The 15,505-nt window shown below is 67.4% G+C and carries 14 protein-coding genes; 7 read left to right on the top strand and 7 right to left on the bottom strand.

The window, feature by feature from the left end; genetic code table 11:
- Positions 1 to 4 precede the first annotated feature (4 nt).
- Positions 5 to 1,132 carry an MlaE family ABC transporter permease gene (locus AC0IZS_RS10480; protein ID WP_471635582.1) on the bottom strand — a complete coding sequence of 376 codons (1,128 nt, stop codon included), beginning with the start codon at positions 1,130 to 1,132 and terminating at the stop codon, positions 5 to 7.
- A gap of 281 nt (positions 1,133 to 1,413) precedes the next feature.
- On the opposite strand from AC0IZS_RS10480, the gene AC0IZS_RS10475 reads away from it, so the two are divergent.
- Entirely contained in the window at positions 1,414 to 3,087 is a 1,674-nt protein-coding gene (locus AC0IZS_RS10475; protein WP_471635581.1) for a GMC family oxidoreductase, read from the top strand.
- Positions 3,088 to 3,100: 13 nt separating this feature from the next.
- Here AC0IZS_RS10475 and AC0IZS_RS10470 read toward each other — a convergent pair whose 3' ends face one another.
- On the bottom strand, positions 3,101 to 3,424 hold the full coding sequence (locus tag AC0IZS_RS10470; RefSeq protein ID WP_471635580.1) for a hypothetical protein: 324 nt from the start codon (positions 3,422 to 3,424) through the stop codon (positions 3,101 to 3,103).
- A gap of 30 nt (positions 3,425 to 3,454) precedes the next feature.
- Positions 3,455 to 4,834 (bottom strand): ammonium transporter, encoded by a 1,380-nt coding sequence (locus AC0IZS_RS10465; RefSeq protein WP_471635579.1) that lies wholly within the window; start codon positions 4,832 to 4,834, stop codon positions 3,455 to 3,457.
- 352 nt (positions 4,835 to 5,186) lie between these two features.
- On the opposite strand from AC0IZS_RS10465, the gene AC0IZS_RS10460 reads away from it, so the two are divergent.
- The 6 genes from AC0IZS_RS10460 to AC0IZS_RS10435 all read left to right on the top strand — a co-directional run bounded on the left by AC0IZS_RS10460 (position 5,187) and on the right by AC0IZS_RS10435 (position 10,835).
- The gene (locus tag AC0IZS_RS10460) at positions 5,187 to 5,945 is read left to right on the top strand and encodes a sulfite exporter TauE/SafE family protein (protein ID WP_471635578.1); all 759 of its coding nucleotides are present in this window, start codon (positions 5,187 to 5,189) and stop codon (positions 5,943 to 5,945) included.
- Positions 5,946 to 6,216: 271 nt separating this feature from the next.
- Positions 6,217 to 6,981: an ABC transporter substrate-binding protein gene (locus AC0IZS_RS10455; protein WP_471635577.1), complete on the top strand. Its 765-nt coding sequence runs from the start codon at positions 6,217 to 6,219 to the stop codon at positions 6,979 to 6,981.
- A gap of 20 nt (positions 6,982 to 7,001) precedes the next feature.
- A complete protein-coding gene (locus AC0IZS_RS10450; protein WP_471635576.1) occupies positions 7,002 to 7,811 on the top strand; it encodes an amino acid ABC transporter permease in 810 nt (269 codons plus the stop codon).
- The gene (locus tag AC0IZS_RS10445) at positions 7,781 to 8,524 is read left to right on the top strand and encodes an amino acid ABC transporter ATP-binding protein (RefSeq protein WP_471639499.1); all 744 of its coding nucleotides are present in this window, start codon (positions 7,781 to 7,783) and stop codon (positions 8,522 to 8,524) included. Before AC0IZS_RS10450 ends, AC0IZS_RS10445 begins: the two co-directional genes overlap by 31 nt.
- A 49-nt stretch (positions 8,525 to 8,573) precedes the next feature.
- Complete coding sequence (locus AC0IZS_RS10440) at positions 8,574 to 9,869, top strand: DcaP family trimeric outer membrane transporter (protein ID WP_471635575.1); 1,296 nt, start codon at positions 8,574 to 8,576, stop codon at positions 9,867 to 9,869.
- Positions 9,870 to 9,944: 75 nt separating this feature from the next.
- Entirely contained in the window at positions 9,945 to 10,835 is an 891-nt protein-coding gene (locus tag AC0IZS_RS10435) for a DMT family transporter (RefSeq protein WP_471635574.1), read from the top strand.
- A gap of 6 nt (positions 10,836 to 10,841) precedes the next feature.
- On the opposite strand, the gene mrdA is transcribed toward AC0IZS_RS10435, so the two are convergent.
- The 4 genes from mrdA to AC0IZS_RS10415 all read right to left on the bottom strand — a co-directional run bounded on the left by mrdA (position 10,842) and on the right by AC0IZS_RS10415 (position 15,465).
- Positions 10,842 to 12,788 carry a penicillin-binding protein 2 gene (gene mrdA / locus AC0IZS_RS10430; RefSeq protein ID WP_471635573.1) on the bottom strand — a complete coding sequence of 649 codons (1,947 nt, stop codon included), beginning with the start codon at positions 12,786 to 12,788 and terminating at the stop codon, positions 10,842 to 10,844.
- 63 nt (positions 12,789 to 12,851) lie between these two features.
- Complete coding sequence (gene mreD / locus AC0IZS_RS10425; protein WP_322594204.1) at positions 12,852 to 13,370, bottom strand: rod shape-determining protein MreD; 519 nt, start codon at positions 13,368 to 13,370, stop codon at positions 12,852 to 12,854.
- On the bottom strand, positions 13,367 to 14,290 hold the full coding sequence (gene mreC / locus AC0IZS_RS10420) for a rod shape-determining protein MreC (RefSeq protein ID WP_471635572.1): 924 nt from the start codon (positions 14,288 to 14,290) through the stop codon (positions 13,367 to 13,369). Before mreC ends, mreD begins: the two co-directional genes overlap by 4 nt.
- Before the next feature lie 131 nt (positions 14,291 to 14,421).
- Positions 14,422 to 15,465, bottom strand: a complete 1,044-nt coding sequence (locus tag AC0IZS_RS10415) for a rod shape-determining protein (protein WP_007858125.1) — start codon at positions 15,463 to 15,465, stop codon at positions 14,422 to 14,424.
- Positions 15,466 to 15,505 lie beyond the last annotated feature (40 nt).

The raw sequence follows: 15,505 nt of genomic DNA, 5'->3' as shown, positions 1-15,505 counted from the left end.
GGCGTCAGATCCCGATGCTCTTGAAAGCGATGGCAAACAGCGCATCCACGATGATGACCATGGTGATCGAGGTGACCACCGAGGCCGTGGTGCCCTCGCCCAGGCTCTGGGTGTTGGGCTTGACGCGCAGGCCCCAGTGGCAGCCGATGAGCGCGATGCAGGCACCGAACACCACCGACTTGGTCATGGCCAGGGTGAGGTTGCCCACCTTCACGGCAGAGGGCAGGGCCTGCACGAAATACGCAGGCGAGATGTCCATGGCCACGTCGGCCGCGAGCATGCCGCCGGCCAGCGCAGCCAGCGTCGTCCACACGCTGATCAGCGGCATGGCCAGCGCCAGCGCAAGCGTGCGCGGCATCACCAGCCGAAAGCCGTGCGGGATTCCCATGACGCGCATGGCATCGAGCTCTTCGGTCACGCGCATCACGCCGATCTGCGCGGTGATGGACGAGCCCGAACGGCCCGCCACCAGGATGGCGGCCAGCATGGGCCCGAGTTCGCGGATGAGGGAGATACCCAGGATGTTGACGATGAACGACTCGGCACCGAACTGGCGCAACTGCAGCGACATCAGGTAGGCCAGCACCACACCGATCAGGAAGCCGACCAACGCCGTGATGGGCAGCGCCGTGGCGCCCATGCGGTACAGGTGGCCCGACACGTCGCGCCAGGGGCCGCGCTGGGGGGCACGCGCCAGGCGCAGCAGGTCGAGCACCAGTTGCCCCACCATCTGCAGCATGTGGCGTGCATGGTCCACGCCATGCAGCACCAGCAGGCCCAGGTGATCCACCTCCTTGGCCAGGCTCCAGGGCTCGGGCGGCGGCGGCTCGGCCACGGTGAACTCGGCCACGCGCTCCAGGATGTCGCGCTGGATGTCGGTGAGCGCCAGGCGCTCGGGCCAGGCACGGCCCCAGTGGTTCCACAGCAACTGTGCGCCCACGTGGTCCAGCCACTGCAGTTGGCGCAGGTCCCAGCCCAGCCCGGCGCCGCTGTGCTGCGCCTGGAACTGGGCCGACAGGGACTTCCACTGCCTGCGGGTACCCAGCTCTGCAGCACCCCAGCGGCCATGCAGCAGCACCCCCGGGCCTTCGGGGGTGTCGGTGCGGGCAATGCGCGGGGAAGGGTCGGTCATGAAACGGGCGGCGCAAGCCACCGGTAAGGGAGTAGGGGAAGCATGGTAGCGGAGCCGATGGCCCCCAGGTAGGACAAGCCCTTGCGTGCAAGCACGACACGGGCCCGAATGCTTGCAATTATTATCAAATTGCTTGCAGTCGCAAATCCTGCAAGCCATGCAAGCTACAAACTTGCTAGCAAGCCGCGTTTACCCCCTCGACACCACCAGCGCGGTCCGCACAATGGCGCCGACCCTTCCGATCAACCTGCGCCACCCTGCTTTGCCACACCGTACTTCCCATGAGCGACACCACGTTTGACCACATCATCATCGGCGGCGGCACGGCGGGTGCCCTGCTGTGCAACCGCCTGAGCGCCGACGGCCGCAAGCGCGTGCTGCTCATCGAAGCGGGCCGCAAGGATGATTACCACTGGATACACATTCCCGTGGGCTATCTGTATTGCATTGGCAACCCGCGCACCGACTGGCTCTACAACACCGAGCCCGATGCCGGCCTGAACGGCCGTACCCTGCGTTACCCGCGCGGCAAGACGCTGGGCGGCTGCAGCAGCATCAACGGCATGATCTACATGCGCGGCCAGGCGCGCGACTACGACCAGTGGGCCGAGCTCACCGGGGATGCCAGCTGGCGCTGGGACAACGCCCTGCCCTACTTTCGCCGCCATGAGGACCACTGGCGCCTGGACCAGCCCGGCGAGGTGAACGAGAACTTCAAGCGCCTGCACGGCAACAAGTCCACCGGCAGCACGGGCGAGTGGCGCGTGGAAAAGCAGCGCCTGCGCTGGGATGTGCTGGACGCCTTTTCCAAGGCCGCGCAGCAGGCCGGCATCCCGGCCACCGAGGACTTCAACGGTGGCAGCAACGAGGGCGTGGGCTACTTCGAGGTCAACCAGAAGAGCGGCTGGCGCTGGAACACGGCCAAGGCCTTCCTGCGGCCCACCTGCTACGGCCGGCCCAACTTCGAGATGTGGACCAACGCGCATGCCACAGAACTCCTCATCGAGACCCAGCCCGATGGCACGCGCCGCTGCACCGGTGTGAAGGTGTGGGATGGGCACGAGATGGTCACGGCCCACGCCACCGGCGAAGTGATCCTGAGTGCCGGGGCCATCAACTCGCCCCAGCTGCTGCAGCTGTCGGGCATCGGCCCGGCCGACCTGCTCCGACAGCACGGCATCGGCGTGGTGCAGGACCTGCCGGGCGTGGGCGCCAACCTGCAGGACCACCTGCAGATCCGCGCGGTGTTCAAGGTCAACGGCGTGCCCACGCTCAACACCATGGCCAGTTCGCTCTGGGGCAAGGCCAAGATCGGCATGGAGTACGCGATGAAACGCAGCGGCCCGATGAGCATGGCGCCGTCCCAGCTCGGCGCCTTCACGCGCAGCGATCCCGGCCAGCCCTGGCCCAACATCGAGTACCACGTGCAGCCCCTGTCGCTCGATGCCTTCGGCGAGCCCCTGCACAGCTTCCCGGCCTTCACGGCCAGCGTCTGCAACCTCAACCCCACGAGCCGGGGCACGGTGCAGATCAAGAGCGCGGACTTCAAGGCCGCGCCGGCCATTGCGCCCAACTACCTGAGCACCCCCGAAGACCGGCAGGTGGCCGCCGACAGCCTGCGCGTCACGCGCCGCATCGTCGCCCAGCCGGCGCTGGCGGGCTACCAGCCCGAAGAGTGGAAGCCCGGCGTGCAGTTTGAAAGCGACGAAGACCTGGCGCGCCTGGCCGGCGACATCGCCACTACCATCTTCCACCCCGTGGGCACGACGCGCATGGGCCGGGCCGACGACCCGATGGCCGTGCTCGATTCGCAGCTGCGCGTGCGCGGCATTGCCGGTCTGCGCGTGGTGGATGCCGGCGCCATGCCCACCATCACCAGCGGCAACACCAACTCGCCCACGCTGATGCTGGCCGAGAAGGCGGCCGAGTGGATCCTGGCGGCTCAGAAAGCGTGACGGCCGCTCGGCATCAACGGATACCGCCGACGTAGCGGGGCACCTCGACCACCGGAGCAGGCACCAGGCGCTGGCGCACCGCCTGGCTGGCGGTCTCCAGCAAGGGGCGGCGCTGCGGCGCGGGCGCCGGTTCATGCACGGCACGGTCGAGCCGGTCGGCCCATTCGGCCAGCTCGGGCACCCCGTCCTCCAGCGCATGCTGGCGTGCGAAGCGCACGATCTCCAGCGCGTACTCGGCGTTGACCGCCATCCACTCGGTGTCGGTCACGCGGCCGGTCTTGCGGCGCAGCAGCACGTGCAGGTGCGCTGCGATGGCGAGTTTGTCGCTGTCCTGCATGATGGTGAACTCCTCAGAACATTGGGAGGCCTACTGACCCAGGCGTTCCCGGTGCTGTGCAATATCCAGGCCCACTTGCTCGCTTTGCTCGTCCACGCGCAGGCCGAGCACGAGGTTGGTGATCCACAGCAGCAGTGCGGTGCCCACCAGGCTGAACGCCATCACGGCCCCCACGCCGATGGCCTGGGTCCAGAGGCTGCCTGCGACACCACCGACCGTGCGGCTGGCCAGCACACCTGTGAGCAGCGAACCCACGATGCCGCCGATGCCATGCACGCCAAACACGTCCAGCGAATCGTCGGCTCGCAGCAGGCGCTTGAGCCCCGTCGCGCCCCAGTAGCAGGCCAAGCCCGCCACCAGCCCGATGACCACGGCCGAACGCAGGGTGACAAAGCCGGCGGCGGGCGTAATGGCCACCAGCCCGGCCACCAGGCCCGAGCACAGGCCCAGCAAGGAGGGGCGCCCGCGCATGACCGCTTCGCCCAGCATCCAGGACAGCGCCCCTGCTGCTGCTGCCACGTGGGTGACGGCCATGGCCAGGCCGGCCCGGCCATCGGCCGCCACGGCCGAGCCCGCATTGAAGCCGAACCAGCCCACCCAGAGCATGCCCGCGCCCACCATGGTCAGCGCCAGGCTGTAGGGCTCGAAGGGTTCGCGGCCATAGCCGCTGCGCCGTCCGAGGAACCAGGCGCACACCAGGCCCGCCACGCCGGCATTCACATGCACCACGGAGCCCCCGGCAAAGTCGAGCGCCCCCATCTGCGCCAGCCAGCCGCCCGGCTCCCAGACCCAGTGCGCCACGGGCGCGTAGATGAACACCGTCCACAGGCTGATGAACAGCAGCATCGCGGAAAAGCGCATGCGCTCGACGACGGCCCCCACCAGCAGCGCCGCCGTGATGATGGCAAAGGTCAGCTGGAACATGGCGTAGACCGATTCGGGGATGGCCGGCGCCACGTGGCTCACCGACAGCTTGCCCGCGGCCAGCTGGAAGTCGAACCCGGCAAATGCCATGCGCTCGGTACCGCCCAGCCAGGCGCTGCCCGGCGTGAACGCCCACGAGTAGCCGATGGCAAACCACAGCAGGCTCACCAGCGCGGCAATGGCGACCACGCTGGCCATGGTGTTGAGTACGTTCTTGCGGCGCACCATGCCCGCGTAGAACAGGGCGATGCCCGGCAGTGTCATCAGCAGCACCAGGGCCGTGGAGGTCATCATCCAGGCGGTGTCGGCGGCATTGATGGTCTCCTTGGCCACCAGGCCGGGGCGCGTCAAGGGTGCGGGTGTCGGAGTGGCTGTGGCGGCCGATGCGGCGGCTTCGGGAGCCTGCGCCTGCGCCCAGACCGTTGCGGTGCAGAGCCCGAGACACAAGGCCACGACCGTGACGAACCCATGGATGACTGCCCGCATGTGGAAGCTCCCTTTTCGCAATTTGTTACATGGCACAACGCACAAGGCATGCCAAGCAAAACGCCCGATTTGGGGCGCTCCGGGCGTGTCGCCGCCCGAACTCCTCCCCCAAATGGGGGCGGGAAACCCCCAATGCACCAAGCGGGTGCCGCCGTTACAGTACCGTCACTCGAAAGCGCGCCCCGGTGTGCTGGACGAGGGGCCGAGGAGACATCCCTACAAGCACAACCGAACAAGCACCCAATGAGGTGCACCCCCTTTCAGGCGCTGGCGATCCCAGCGCCTTTTTTATGGCTGCGGCTCCAGCGGTTCGCTAGCAAAAGCGTAGCTATCGGGGTGCGACAATCATGGGATGGAATGGATTTTCATTACCTTTGCCTCGCTGCTGGCCGGCTTTGTGGATGCCATCGTCGGAGGCGGCGGCCTGGTGATGGTGCCGGCCCTGTTCGCGGCATTTCCCGTGGCACCGCCCGCCACGCTGCTGGGCACCAACAAGGCGGCCGGCGTCTGGGGCACGGCCATGGCCACCTGGCAGTACAGCCGCCGCGTGCAGATGCGCTGGGAAGCCCTGCTGCCGGCCGCGGCGGCCGGCTTTGCCGGCTCGTTCGCCGGGGCCTGGGCCGTGACCGTGGCATCGCCCGACTTCCTGCGCCGCCTGCTGCCGCTGGTGCTGCTGGGCGTGCTGGCCTACACCCTGGCCAAAAAAGACATGGGACGGCACCACGCGCCGCGCTTCGCCGGGCGCGCGGAAATCGCTGCGGCGAGCCTGATCGGCCTGGCCATCGGCTTCTATGACGGCTTCTTCGGCCCAGGCACGGGCAGCTTCTTCGTGTTCCTGTTCGTGCGCTGGCTGGGCTACGACTTCCTCAATGCCTCGGCCTCGGCCAAGCTGCTGAACACCGCCACCAACGTCGCGGCCATCGCCCTGTTTGCCGCCAAGGGCCATGTCTGGTGGCATTTCGCCGTGACGCTGGCCGTGGCCAACGTGGTGGGCAGCCTGATCGGCACGCACATGGCGCTCAAGCACGGCACGGGTTTCGTGCGCGGCATCTTCATCGTGGTCGTGGGCGCATTGATCCTGAAGACCGGCTACGACGCATTTTTGCGCTGAGCGCGCGCTGCAAAGGGCGCCCGCGCAATTACCAGCACTTGGGAAAGTTCGGGAGCCTTCTCTAAAACCTGTTGTGAATTGGCCTACAACCGGCTTTTGTAGGGCGCCCCCTGTGGCGGCAGAAAAAGACCCCTCCTTATAATTGGTGACTATTTCGTGACGCCAGACATCGCAATCCGCGATGGCTGCGGACGCATTTACCGAGCCTCCGGCCTGCCTACCCGCATGCCGGATTTTTTGTACCTGAAATACCCCGGACAGGACCCATCCCATGCAATTGTTCAAGGCTGTAGCCACCGCCCTCGCGCTCTGCGCCGCCTTCTCCGCCCAGGCCCGGACCCTGGACGAGGTGAAGAAAGACGGCAAGATCCTCATCGCGACCGAAGGACAGTTCGCACCCTTCAACTTCTTCAACGGCACCACGCTGACCGGTTTCGAAGTGGAGACGGCCGAACTCGTGGCCAAGAAGATGGGGGTCACCATCCAGTGGAAGACCCTGGGCTTCGACGCCCTGCTGACCGGACTGCGCCAGGACCGCTGGGATCTGGTGATCGCCTCCCACGGCATCACCGAAGAGCGCGCCAAGGCCGTGACCTTCACCGAGCCCCACTACTGCTCGGGCGGCATGATCATCGCCATGGACCCGGCCATCAAGAGCGCCAAGGACCTGGCCGGCAAGGTGGTGGCCGTGCAGACCGGCACCAGCTATCTCGAGAACGTGCAGAAGGTCTCGTCCATCAAGGAAATGAAGAACTTCCCCACCGACGTGGATGCCCGCAGCGCCCTGAACTCGCGCCGCGTGGATGCCTGGGTGACCGACCGCTTCGTGGCCAAGGCCGTCTCCGAGAAGAACCCCGGCGCCGGCTTCAAGCTCGGCGACATGCTGTTCATCGAGCGCATCGCCGCCGCCGTGGCCAAGGGCAACAGCTCGCTGGCCGGTGGCTGGAACAAGGCGCTGGCCGAGGTGATGGCCGACGGCAGCTATGCCGCACTGTCCAAGAAGTACTTCAACGAAGACGTTCGCTGCACGAACTGAGCGTCTGACCGGGTTTCTTCATGCTCACTGCCCTTTGGCCCGAGCGCTGGTCTCGCCAGCAGCGCAGCAACGCCACGCTCGTCTCGGCCGTCATCCTGATGGTCCTGGCGCTGGCGCTGCTGGGCACATTGCTCTCTTTCCTGCCCGAGCCTATCGGGCCCAACGCCCAGGCCTTCTCTGACGGCGCGCGCACCACGCTGTGGCTCACCCTGGTGAGCGGCAGTGTGGGACTGGTGCTGGGCACCGGTGCCGCACTGGCCCGCACCTCGCGCTTCATGGCGGTGCGCTGGGTGGCCAGCTTCTACATCTGGGTCATCCGCGGCACGCCGCTGTTGGTGCAGATCCTGTTCGTCTACTTCGCACTGCCGGTGCTGGTGCCTGGGCTGAACCTGCCTGACTTCGCGGCTGCCGTGCTGGCCCTGGGCCTGAACGTCGGCGCCTACAACGCCGAGGCCATCCGCGCCGGCCTGCTGGCCGTGCCGCGCGGCCAGACCGAAGCCGCCCGGGCCCTGGGCCTGGGCCGCATGCATGTGTTCGCCGACGTGGTGTTCCCGCAGGCGTTCAAGATCTCGCTGCCGCCGCTGGTCAGCAACTTCGTGGCCCTGCTCAAGGACTCGTCGCTGGCCTATGCCATCGGCGTGGTGGAACTCACCAACGTGGGCAACCGCATCCAGTCGGCCACCTTCCAGCCGATCGCCACGCTGTCCACGGTGGCCATCACCTATCTGTTGCTGACCACGCTGGTCACCCAGATCTCGAACGCCGTGGAGTACCGCTTCGACGTGGAAGGGCGCAACCAATCAGCCGTCCCACGCCTTTCATCGTGGTGAACCGCGTCTGCAAGTCCTTCGGCAGCCACCAGGTGCTGCGCGAAGTCTCCACCGTGTTCAACACGGGCGAGGTCACCGTGATCATCGGTGCCTCGGGCTCGGGCAAGAGCACGCTGCTGCGCGCCATCAACCGGCTGGAGCCGCACGACAGCGGCACCATCACCATCGGCGGCGAGCCGGTGACCGACGACCAGCACACGCTGCAAAAGCAGCGCAGCGAAGTCGGCATGGTGTTCCAGCAGTTCAACCTGTTCGGCCACATGAGCGTGCTGGACAACGTGACGCTGGCACCCCGGCGCATCCGCCACACGCCGCGCGCCAAGGCCAACGAGCAGGCCATGGCCCTGCTGCGCCGCGTGGGCATGCAGGACCATGCGCACAAATACCCCTGGCAGCTCTCGGGCGGCCAGCAGCAACGCGTGGCCATCGCGCGCGCGCTGGCCATGCAGCCCAAGGTGATGCTGTTCGACGAACCGACCTCGGCCCTGGACCCCGAGATGGTGCAGGAAGTGCTCGACGTGATGCGCGAACTGGCCCGTGGCGGCATGACCATGATCGTGGTGACCCACGAGATGGGCTTTGCCCGCGAAGTGTCCGACCGCGTGATGTTCTTCGACCAGGGGCGCATCGCCCACGACGCAGCGCCCGCCGAATTCTTCAACAACCCTGCCAACGACCGCATCCGCGCCTTCATCGGCCGCATGGGCGCCTGAGATCCAGGCACCCCCAGCGAAACAACCACAAGCCCCTACCGGAGTGACCATGAAACTGAACCACACGTTCCTCGCCCTGATGGCCGCCGGCCTGTGCAGCCTGCCACCCGCAGCCTTTGCCCAGACCGCCAAGGACTTCGAAGAGATGCGCAACGAGCTCAAGGCCCTGCGCGCCGAGCTCAACGCGCTCAAGGCCCAGCAGGCCCAGGCGCCTGCTGCGCCCGCCGCATCGGCATCGGCCTGGAACGACCGCATCGAGGCGGTCGAGCTCAAGCAGAAGGATGCCGTGGTGCTGGGCGACATCCCGGGCAGCTTCCGCCTGCCCGGCAGCGAGACCTCGATCCGCGTCTACGGCTTTGCCGAGGCCAACCTGGTCAAGGACTTCAAGGGCACGGCCCCCGGCGACACCTTCACCAACCTGATGGAGCAGCCCCTGGGCGACACGCGCGGCGGCAAGAGCAGCCTGACGGCACAGACCTCGCGCTTCGGCTTCGAGACTTCCACGCCCACGGCCATCGGCACCTTCAACACCAAGATCGAAGCCGACTTCTACGCCTACTGCGGCAGCGAGTGCAACCGCAACCGCCTGCGCCTGCGCCATGCCTATGGCGAATACGCCGGCTGGCTGATCGGCCAGACCTGGTCGACCTTCATGGACACGGACAACCTGCCCGAGACCGTGGACTTCAATGGTCCGCCCGGCGCCACCTTCCGGCGCCCCGCGCAGATCCGCTACACCTACAACAACCCCGATCTGGCCAAGTTCCAGTTCGCGCTCGAAGAGCCCACCGATGGCGCCAAGGGCCTGAACTTCGTGGCCCGCGTGGACAAGGCCTTCGACTGGGGCAACGTGAACGCGCGCCTGCTCTCGCACGAGCAGCGCATCGACGGCTTCAGCAAGCGCGGTCTGGGCTTCGGTATCGGCGCTGGCTACAAGATCACCGGCACCACCACGCTGATGGCCCAGTACACGCGCCTTGATGGCGATGGCGATGGCGCCTACCTGGTGGGCACGAACTACCCCGTGCTCGACGGCGGCACCGTGCGCCTGGACCGCTCGCACGGCGTCGTGATCGGCCTGAGCAATGTGTTCAGCGAAAAGATGCGCGGCACCGTGTCGCTGGGCGCCGTGCGCTCGCGCCACCGCCTGGGCGACGACTATGTGAACGCCTATGGCGGCGAAGGCAACCACAAGCTCTACCAGTGGCACGCCGGCATGTACTACCTGCCGATCAAGAACGTGGAACTGGGCAGCGAGCTGATCGGCGGCCGCCGCACCACCTTCGACGGCCAGAAGGGCGACATGCTGCGCCTGAACCTGCAGGCCCGCTACCTGTTCAACTGATCCGCGGCTTACCCTTTTTCAGCCTGATCGGGCTGGCCGGGAGACCGGCCAGCCTTTTCTTTTGGAGCGGCGCACATGCGCACTGAACGTTTTGGCCTCCTGGCCCTGCTGGTGGTGACCGTGGTGTGGGGCACCACTTTCCCCGCCATGAAGCTGCTCTCTGCCCAGCTCGATGCGCTGCAGATCATCTGGCTGCGCTTCGCGATTGCCCTGGCGGTGCTCGCGCCGCTATGGCGCGGCATGCTGCGCCCCGAGCGCCGCTGGGGCTGCGCCTTGGGCCTGCTGCTGTTCCTGGCGTTCTGGCTGCAGATCGAAGGGCTTGCGCGCACCAGCAGCAACCGCAACGCCTTCGTGACCGGCCTGAACGTGCTGGTGGTGCCGCTGATTGCCATGGCGCTGATGGGCCGGCGCTACGGCTGGCGCCTGTGGGCGGCCGGCGCCATGGCCTGCGCGGGCATGGCACTGATGTTCCACGAGAACGAACCCTGGAACCTGGGCGATACGCTGACGCTGGCCAGCACCGTGTTCTATGCCCTGTACATCCTGGCGCTGGAAGAATGCGCGCGCCGCACCGCGGCCCACCCCCTGAGGGCCACGCGCATGGCAGCGGCACAGGCCCTGGTGATGGCGCTGGCCTCCACACTGTTGTTGCTCGCGCGTGGCGGCGGCATGGACTGGCTGCCCCAGGCCGCCGACCGCCTGCCCACCGATGCCTGGGTGGCCCTGGTCTACCTGGGCCTGCTGGCCAGCGTGGTGGTGGTCACCCTGCAGGCCTGGGGCCAGCAGCGGGTGGACGCCATGCGCAGCGCCATCGTCTTCGGGCTGGAGCCGGTGTTCGCCGCCCTCACGGCCTGGGCCTTGCTGGGCGAGCGGCTCGGCTGGGCGGGATTGGGCGGCGCGACCTTGATCGTCGCTGCGCTGGTCTTCAGCCAGCTGGCGCCGCCGGTACGGGGCGCCAAGGCCTGACGAGGCTCAAGGTGCCGCCGGGCTGACGGGCACATCGGCCGCCAGGCGCGGCTTGCCGATGGGTGCCGCAGCCAGGCCCTTGCGCACGGCCGCCAGGTCCTCCTCGTTCGGGTACTCGCCCTGCAGCCAGTAGTCGAACACGCGCCGCGCGATGGGGCCGGCCGCGGCGGCGCCAAAGCCGGCGTTCTCCACGATGACGGCGAGCGCGATCCTGGGCTCATCGGCCGGCGCGAAGGCCGCGAACAGCGAGTGGTCGCGCTGGTGCTCTTCGAGCAGCTTGGCGTTGTAGCGCACGTTCTGGCCCAGGCTCATGGCCTGCGCGGTACCCGTCTTGCCGGCCGACGTGTAGGGTGCGCCGGCAAAGATGCGCGTGCCCGTGCCGCCCTTGTTCACCGCCACCAGCGCGTTGCGCACGATTTCCACGTTCTTGGGCAGGTAGCCGAGGTTCTCGCCCGGGGCTTGCACCACCGGTGTCACCGTGCCGGTCACCGTGTCGCGCACGGCCTTGATGAGGTGGGGCGCGTAGCGCATGCCGCCATTGGCCAGCGTGGCCTCGGCCTGCGCCAGCTGGAGCATGGTGAAGCTGTTGTAGCCCTGGCCAATGCCCAGGGACACCGTCTCGCCGGGGTGCCAGCGTTTCATCTCGGGGCGCTTGTAGGCATTGCGCTTCCAGGTGGTGCTGGGCAGCACGCCGCGCACCTCGCCGTTGAGGTCGATCCCCGTGCTCTGCCCCAGGCCCAGCGGTTTCATGAAATCGTGGATAGCGTCGACCCCCATCTCCACGGCCAGCGAGTAGAAATAGGTGTTGCTCGAGAACTGGATGGCGCGGTGCATGTCCACCCCGCCCAGCCCGCCCTCGTGGCTGCGGAAGGTGTGACCGCCAAAGGTGTAGAAGCCCGGGTCGTTGACCACCATGCTCGGCGAGCGCTTGCCCAGCTGCAGTGCCGCCAGCGCCATGAAGGGCTTGTAGGTCGAGCCCGGCGGGTAGGTGCCGCGCAGGGCGCGGTTGAGCAGCGGCTTGTCGATGGACTCGTTGAGCGTCTGCCAGCTTTCGCTGTCGATGCCTTCCACGAACAGGTTGGGGTCGAACGTGGGCTTGCTCACCAGCGCCAGCACTTCGCCGTTGCGCGGGTCGATCGCTACCAGCGCGCCGCGCCGGTCGCCGAACATGTCCTCGATCAGCTTTTGCAGCTTGATGTCCAGCGACAGCATCACCGTGTTGCCCGGCGTGGCCGGGTGGCTGGCCAGGCGGCGCACGGCATGCCCGCCGGCCGAGGTCTCCATGCGCTCCACGCCGGTCAGGCCGTGCAGCATGCCCTCGAAGCTCTGCTCCACGCCGAGCTTGCCGATGTACTCGGTACCGCGGTAGTTGGCCTCGTCTTCCGAATCCTGGATGCGCGCCTTCTCCGTCTGGTTGATGCGGCCGATATAGCCGATGGCATGGGCACCCACGTCGCCCAGCGGGTAGTTGCGAAACAGCCGGGCCTTGATGTCCACGCCCGGGAAGCGGTAGCGCTGCGCGGAAAAGCGCGCCACCTCCTGGTCGGTCAGGCGCGTGCGGATGGGCAGGGATTCGAAGTTGCGCGACTCTTCCAGCAGGCGCTTGAAGCGCCGCCGGTCGCGCTGCTGGATGTCCACCACCTTGGACAAGGCCTCGATGGTCTCCTCCAGGCTACCCACGCGCGACGGCGTGATCTCCAGCGTGTAGGCCGCATAGTTGGTGGCCAGCACCACGCCGTTGCGGTCCATGATCTGCCCGCGGTTGGGCACGATGGGCACCACGGCCGTGCGGTTGCTCTCGGCCTGTGCGGCCAGATCGTCGTGGCGCACCACCTGCAGGTACACCAGGCGTGAGACCAGCAGGCCGAAGGCCAGCAGCACCACGAAGGCGACGGTGAAGATGCGCGCGCGAAAGCGCGAGGAGTCCGCTTCGGCGTTGCGCAGTTCAGTCATGCTGCGCGCTCCCCACCACCGTGCGGCGGGCGCAGGCGGCTTGCTGGAGGGTCCACACCGGGGTCATAGCGGGCGATTCTGGTCGCGATCGGGCGGGCGGCGCTGCGGCGCCAGCAGCACCCAGCTGGCCAGCGGCCAGAGCAGCGCCTCCAGCACCGGCGCCACGAAAACCCACAGGCCGGGGAAGATGCCGCCCGATACCACGCGCACCAGCAACTCGATGGAATGCGCGATGAGGAACAGCGGCAGCACCTGCAGCGCCTGCGAGGGCACGCTGAACCACAGCAGGCGCCGGTGGATGGCGATGGCGCCGAAGGCCAGCACCGCGTAGGACAGCGCATGCTGGCCCAGCAGCGCGGACTGCTGCACGTCCATGCACAGGCCCAGCAAAAAGGCCGTGCCCATGCCGATGCGCAGCGGCTGGTGCACGCTCCAGAACACGATCAGCAGCATCAGCAGGTCGGGTGTCCAGACCACGCGCCCCAGGGGGAGCATGTTGATGGCCAGCCCCACCGCGAGGCTTGCGGCGATGAAGACGGGATTGACGGGCAGCAGCAGCGGCTGGCCGCGCGGCATGATCATTTGTGGCGCCCCTTCTTGCCCGCAGTGGGCGCCGGTGCCGGCTCGGGCCGCTCCGGGATGTGGCCTGACAGCGGCTTGAGCAGCATCACGTGGCGTGCGCCCTGCACCTGGGCCAGCGGTTCGCAGTAGATGCGCGCAAAGGCCGAGTCGGCCCGGCGCTCCACGCGCACGATCTTGGCCACGGGCAGGCCCGAGGGGTACAAGCCATCGACACCGCTGGTGGTCAGCAGGTCGCCTTCGCGCACGTCGGCATTCGCGGGCATGAAGCGCAGCTCCATGCCACCGCTGTTGCCCGCCACGGGATCCCCATAGGCCACACCGCGCGCACCGGTGCGGATGTTGAGCACCGGAATGGCCTGGTCGCGGTCGATCAACAGGGTCACCTCGGCGAGCAGCGGAAACACCCGCGTGACCTGGCCCAGCACACCGGCCTCGTCGAGCACGGGCGAGCCGAGCTCTACGCCGGCCATGTGGCCCTTGTCCACCACCACACGGCGGGTGTAGGGGTCGGCCGTGTCGTAGATGACTTCGGCCGCCTGGGCCGGCGTGTCCAGCCGCTCGCGTAGCGTGAGCAGCTTGCGCAGGCGCTCGTTTTCCAGCAGCAGCTGCTCGGCCTGGCTTGCGCGCTGCGACATCTGCGCCATCTTGCTGCGCGCGGTGTCGGCGTCCTGCTGCGCCGTCTGCAGGTTCTGGAAGTAGCCAGCCCCGCGCCCGGCGAACTCCACCGGCTGCAGCATGAGCCACTGCACGGGGTAGAGCACGGTGGACACGGCCTGGCGGAACGGGCCGGTCAGCTTGAAGCGCACGTCCGCCACCATGAGGAACAGGGCCAGCGCACTGTAGAGTGCCAGCCGTGACAAGGCCGAAGGTCCTTGCTTGAAGAAGGGAGGCGCACTGCGCTCCAGGGTTCCCAGAGGCATGGCGCTCAGCGATGGGTCTGCGAGGCGGCGTGCCAACGCGGCCAGGGGCACGGCTCAAAAAGCATCGGTGCGGTTGCGGTCATGCCATTTCAGCGCGATGGGTGCCTGCGCAGCGCGCAGGCACGGGGAACTTACTCGCTTGTAAAGATGCTGCCCTGGCGGTCCATGCGCTCCAGCGCAATGCCGCAGCCGCGCACCACGCAGGTCAGCGGGTCTTCAGCCACCAGAACCGGCAGGCCGGTTTCCTCGGCCAGCAGGCGATCCAGGTCGCGCAGCAGCGCGCCGCCGCCGGTCAGCATCATGCCGCGGTCGGCAATGTCGGCACCGAGTTCGGGCGGGGTCTGTTCCAGGGCGTTCTTGACGGCCGAGACGATCTGGTTGAGCGGATCGGTCAGCGCCTCCAGCACTTCGTTGCTGGAAATGGTGAAGCTGCGCGGCACACCTTCGCTGAGGTTGCGGCCCTTGACTTCCATCTCGCGCACTTCGGAGCCAGGGAAGGCCGAGCCGATGTTCTTCTTGATGGATTCGGCCGTGGGCTCGCCGATCAGCATGCCGTAATTGCGGCGGATGTAGCTGATGATGGCTTCGTCGAACTTGTCGCCACCCACGCGCACACTGCCCTTGTAGACCATGCCGCCCAGCGAGATCACGCCCACTTCGGTGGTGCCGCCGCCGATGTCCACGACCATGGAGCCGCTGGCTTCCGACACAGGCAGGCCGGCGCCGATGCCGGCGGCCATGGGCTCTTCGATCAGGTAGACGGCGGTGGCGCCAGCCGCTTCGGCCGCGTCCTTGATGGCGCGGCGCTCGACCTGGGTGGAGCCGCAGGGCACGCAGATGATGATGCGCGGGCTGGGGGTGAACAGCGTGCGCGGATGCACCATCTTGATGAACTGCTTGATCATCTGCTCGGTGATCACGAAGTCGGCGATCACGCCGTCCTTCATGGGCCGGATGGCTTCGATGTTGCCGGGCACCTTGCCCAGCATGGCCTTGGCTTCATGGCCTACGGCCTGGATGACCTTCTTACCGTGGGGTCCGCCTTCGTGGCGGATGGCGACGACAGAGGGCTCATCGAGCACAATGCCTTTGTCGCGGGCGAATATCAGGGTGTTGGCTGTGCCAAGATCAATGGCCAGGTCGGTGGAGAAGTACCGACGGAAAGCTCCGAACATTCAAGAATCCTCTCAGGCATGGCGTGCGCATCGGCCTGCC

Source organism: Acidovorax sp. AC410, from assembly GCF_979253235.1.
This window is presented reverse-complemented; position numbering and strand designations above follow the sequence as displayed.

Bases quoted from the DNA above. Each gene is read 5' to 3' on its own strand.
- AC0IZS_RS10435 (WP_471635574.1), top strand. From the start codon at position 9,945: ATGCGCACTGAACGTTTTGGCCTCCTGGCCCTGCTGGTGGTGACCGTG.
- AC0IZS_RS10465 (WP_471635579.1), bottom strand. From the start codon at position 4,834: ATGCGGGCAGTCATCCATGGGTTCGTCACGGTCGTGGCCTTGTGTCTC.
- AC0IZS_RS10415 (WP_007858125.1), bottom strand. From the start codon at position 15,465: ATGTTCGGAGCTTTCCGTCGGTACTTCTCCACCGACCTGGCCATTGAT.
- AC0IZS_RS10470 (WP_471635580.1), bottom strand. From the start codon at position 3,424: ATGCAGGACAGCGACAAACTCGCCATCGCAGCGCACCTGCACGTGCTG.
- mreD (WP_322594204.1), bottom strand. From the start codon at position 13,370: ATGATCATGCCGCGCGGCCAGCCGCTGCTGCTGCCCGTCAATCCCGTC.
- AC0IZS_RS10460 (WP_471635578.1), top strand. From the start codon at position 5,187: ATGGAATGGATTTTCATTACCTTTGCCTCGCTGCTGGCCGGCTTTGTG.
- mreC (WP_471635572.1), bottom strand. From the start codon at position 14,290: ATGCCTCTGGGAACCCTGGAGCGCAGTGCGCCTCCCTTCTTCAAGCAA.
- AC0IZS_RS10450 (WP_471635576.1), top strand. From the start codon at position 7,002: ATGCTCACTGCCCTTTGGCCCGAGCGCTGGTCTCGCCAGCAGCGCAGC.
- mrdA (WP_471635573.1), bottom strand. From the start codon at position 12,788: ATGACTGAACTGCGCAACGCCGAAGCGGACTCCTCGCGCTTTCGCGCG.
- AC0IZS_RS10455 (WP_471635577.1), top strand. From the start codon at position 6,217: ATGCAATTGTTCAAGGCTGTAGCCACCGCCCTCGCGCTCTGCGCCGCC.
- AC0IZS_RS10440 (WP_471635575.1), top strand. From the start codon at position 8,574: ATGAAACTGAACCACACGTTCCTCGCCCTGATGGCCGCCGGCCTGTGC.
- AC0IZS_RS10475 (WP_471635581.1), top strand. From the start codon at position 1,414: ATGAGCGACACCACGTTTGACCACATCATCATCGGCGGCGGCACGGCG.
- AC0IZS_RS10480 (WP_471635582.1), bottom strand. From the start codon at position 1,132: ATGACCGACCCTTCCCCGCGCATTGCCCGCACCGACACCCCCGAAGGC.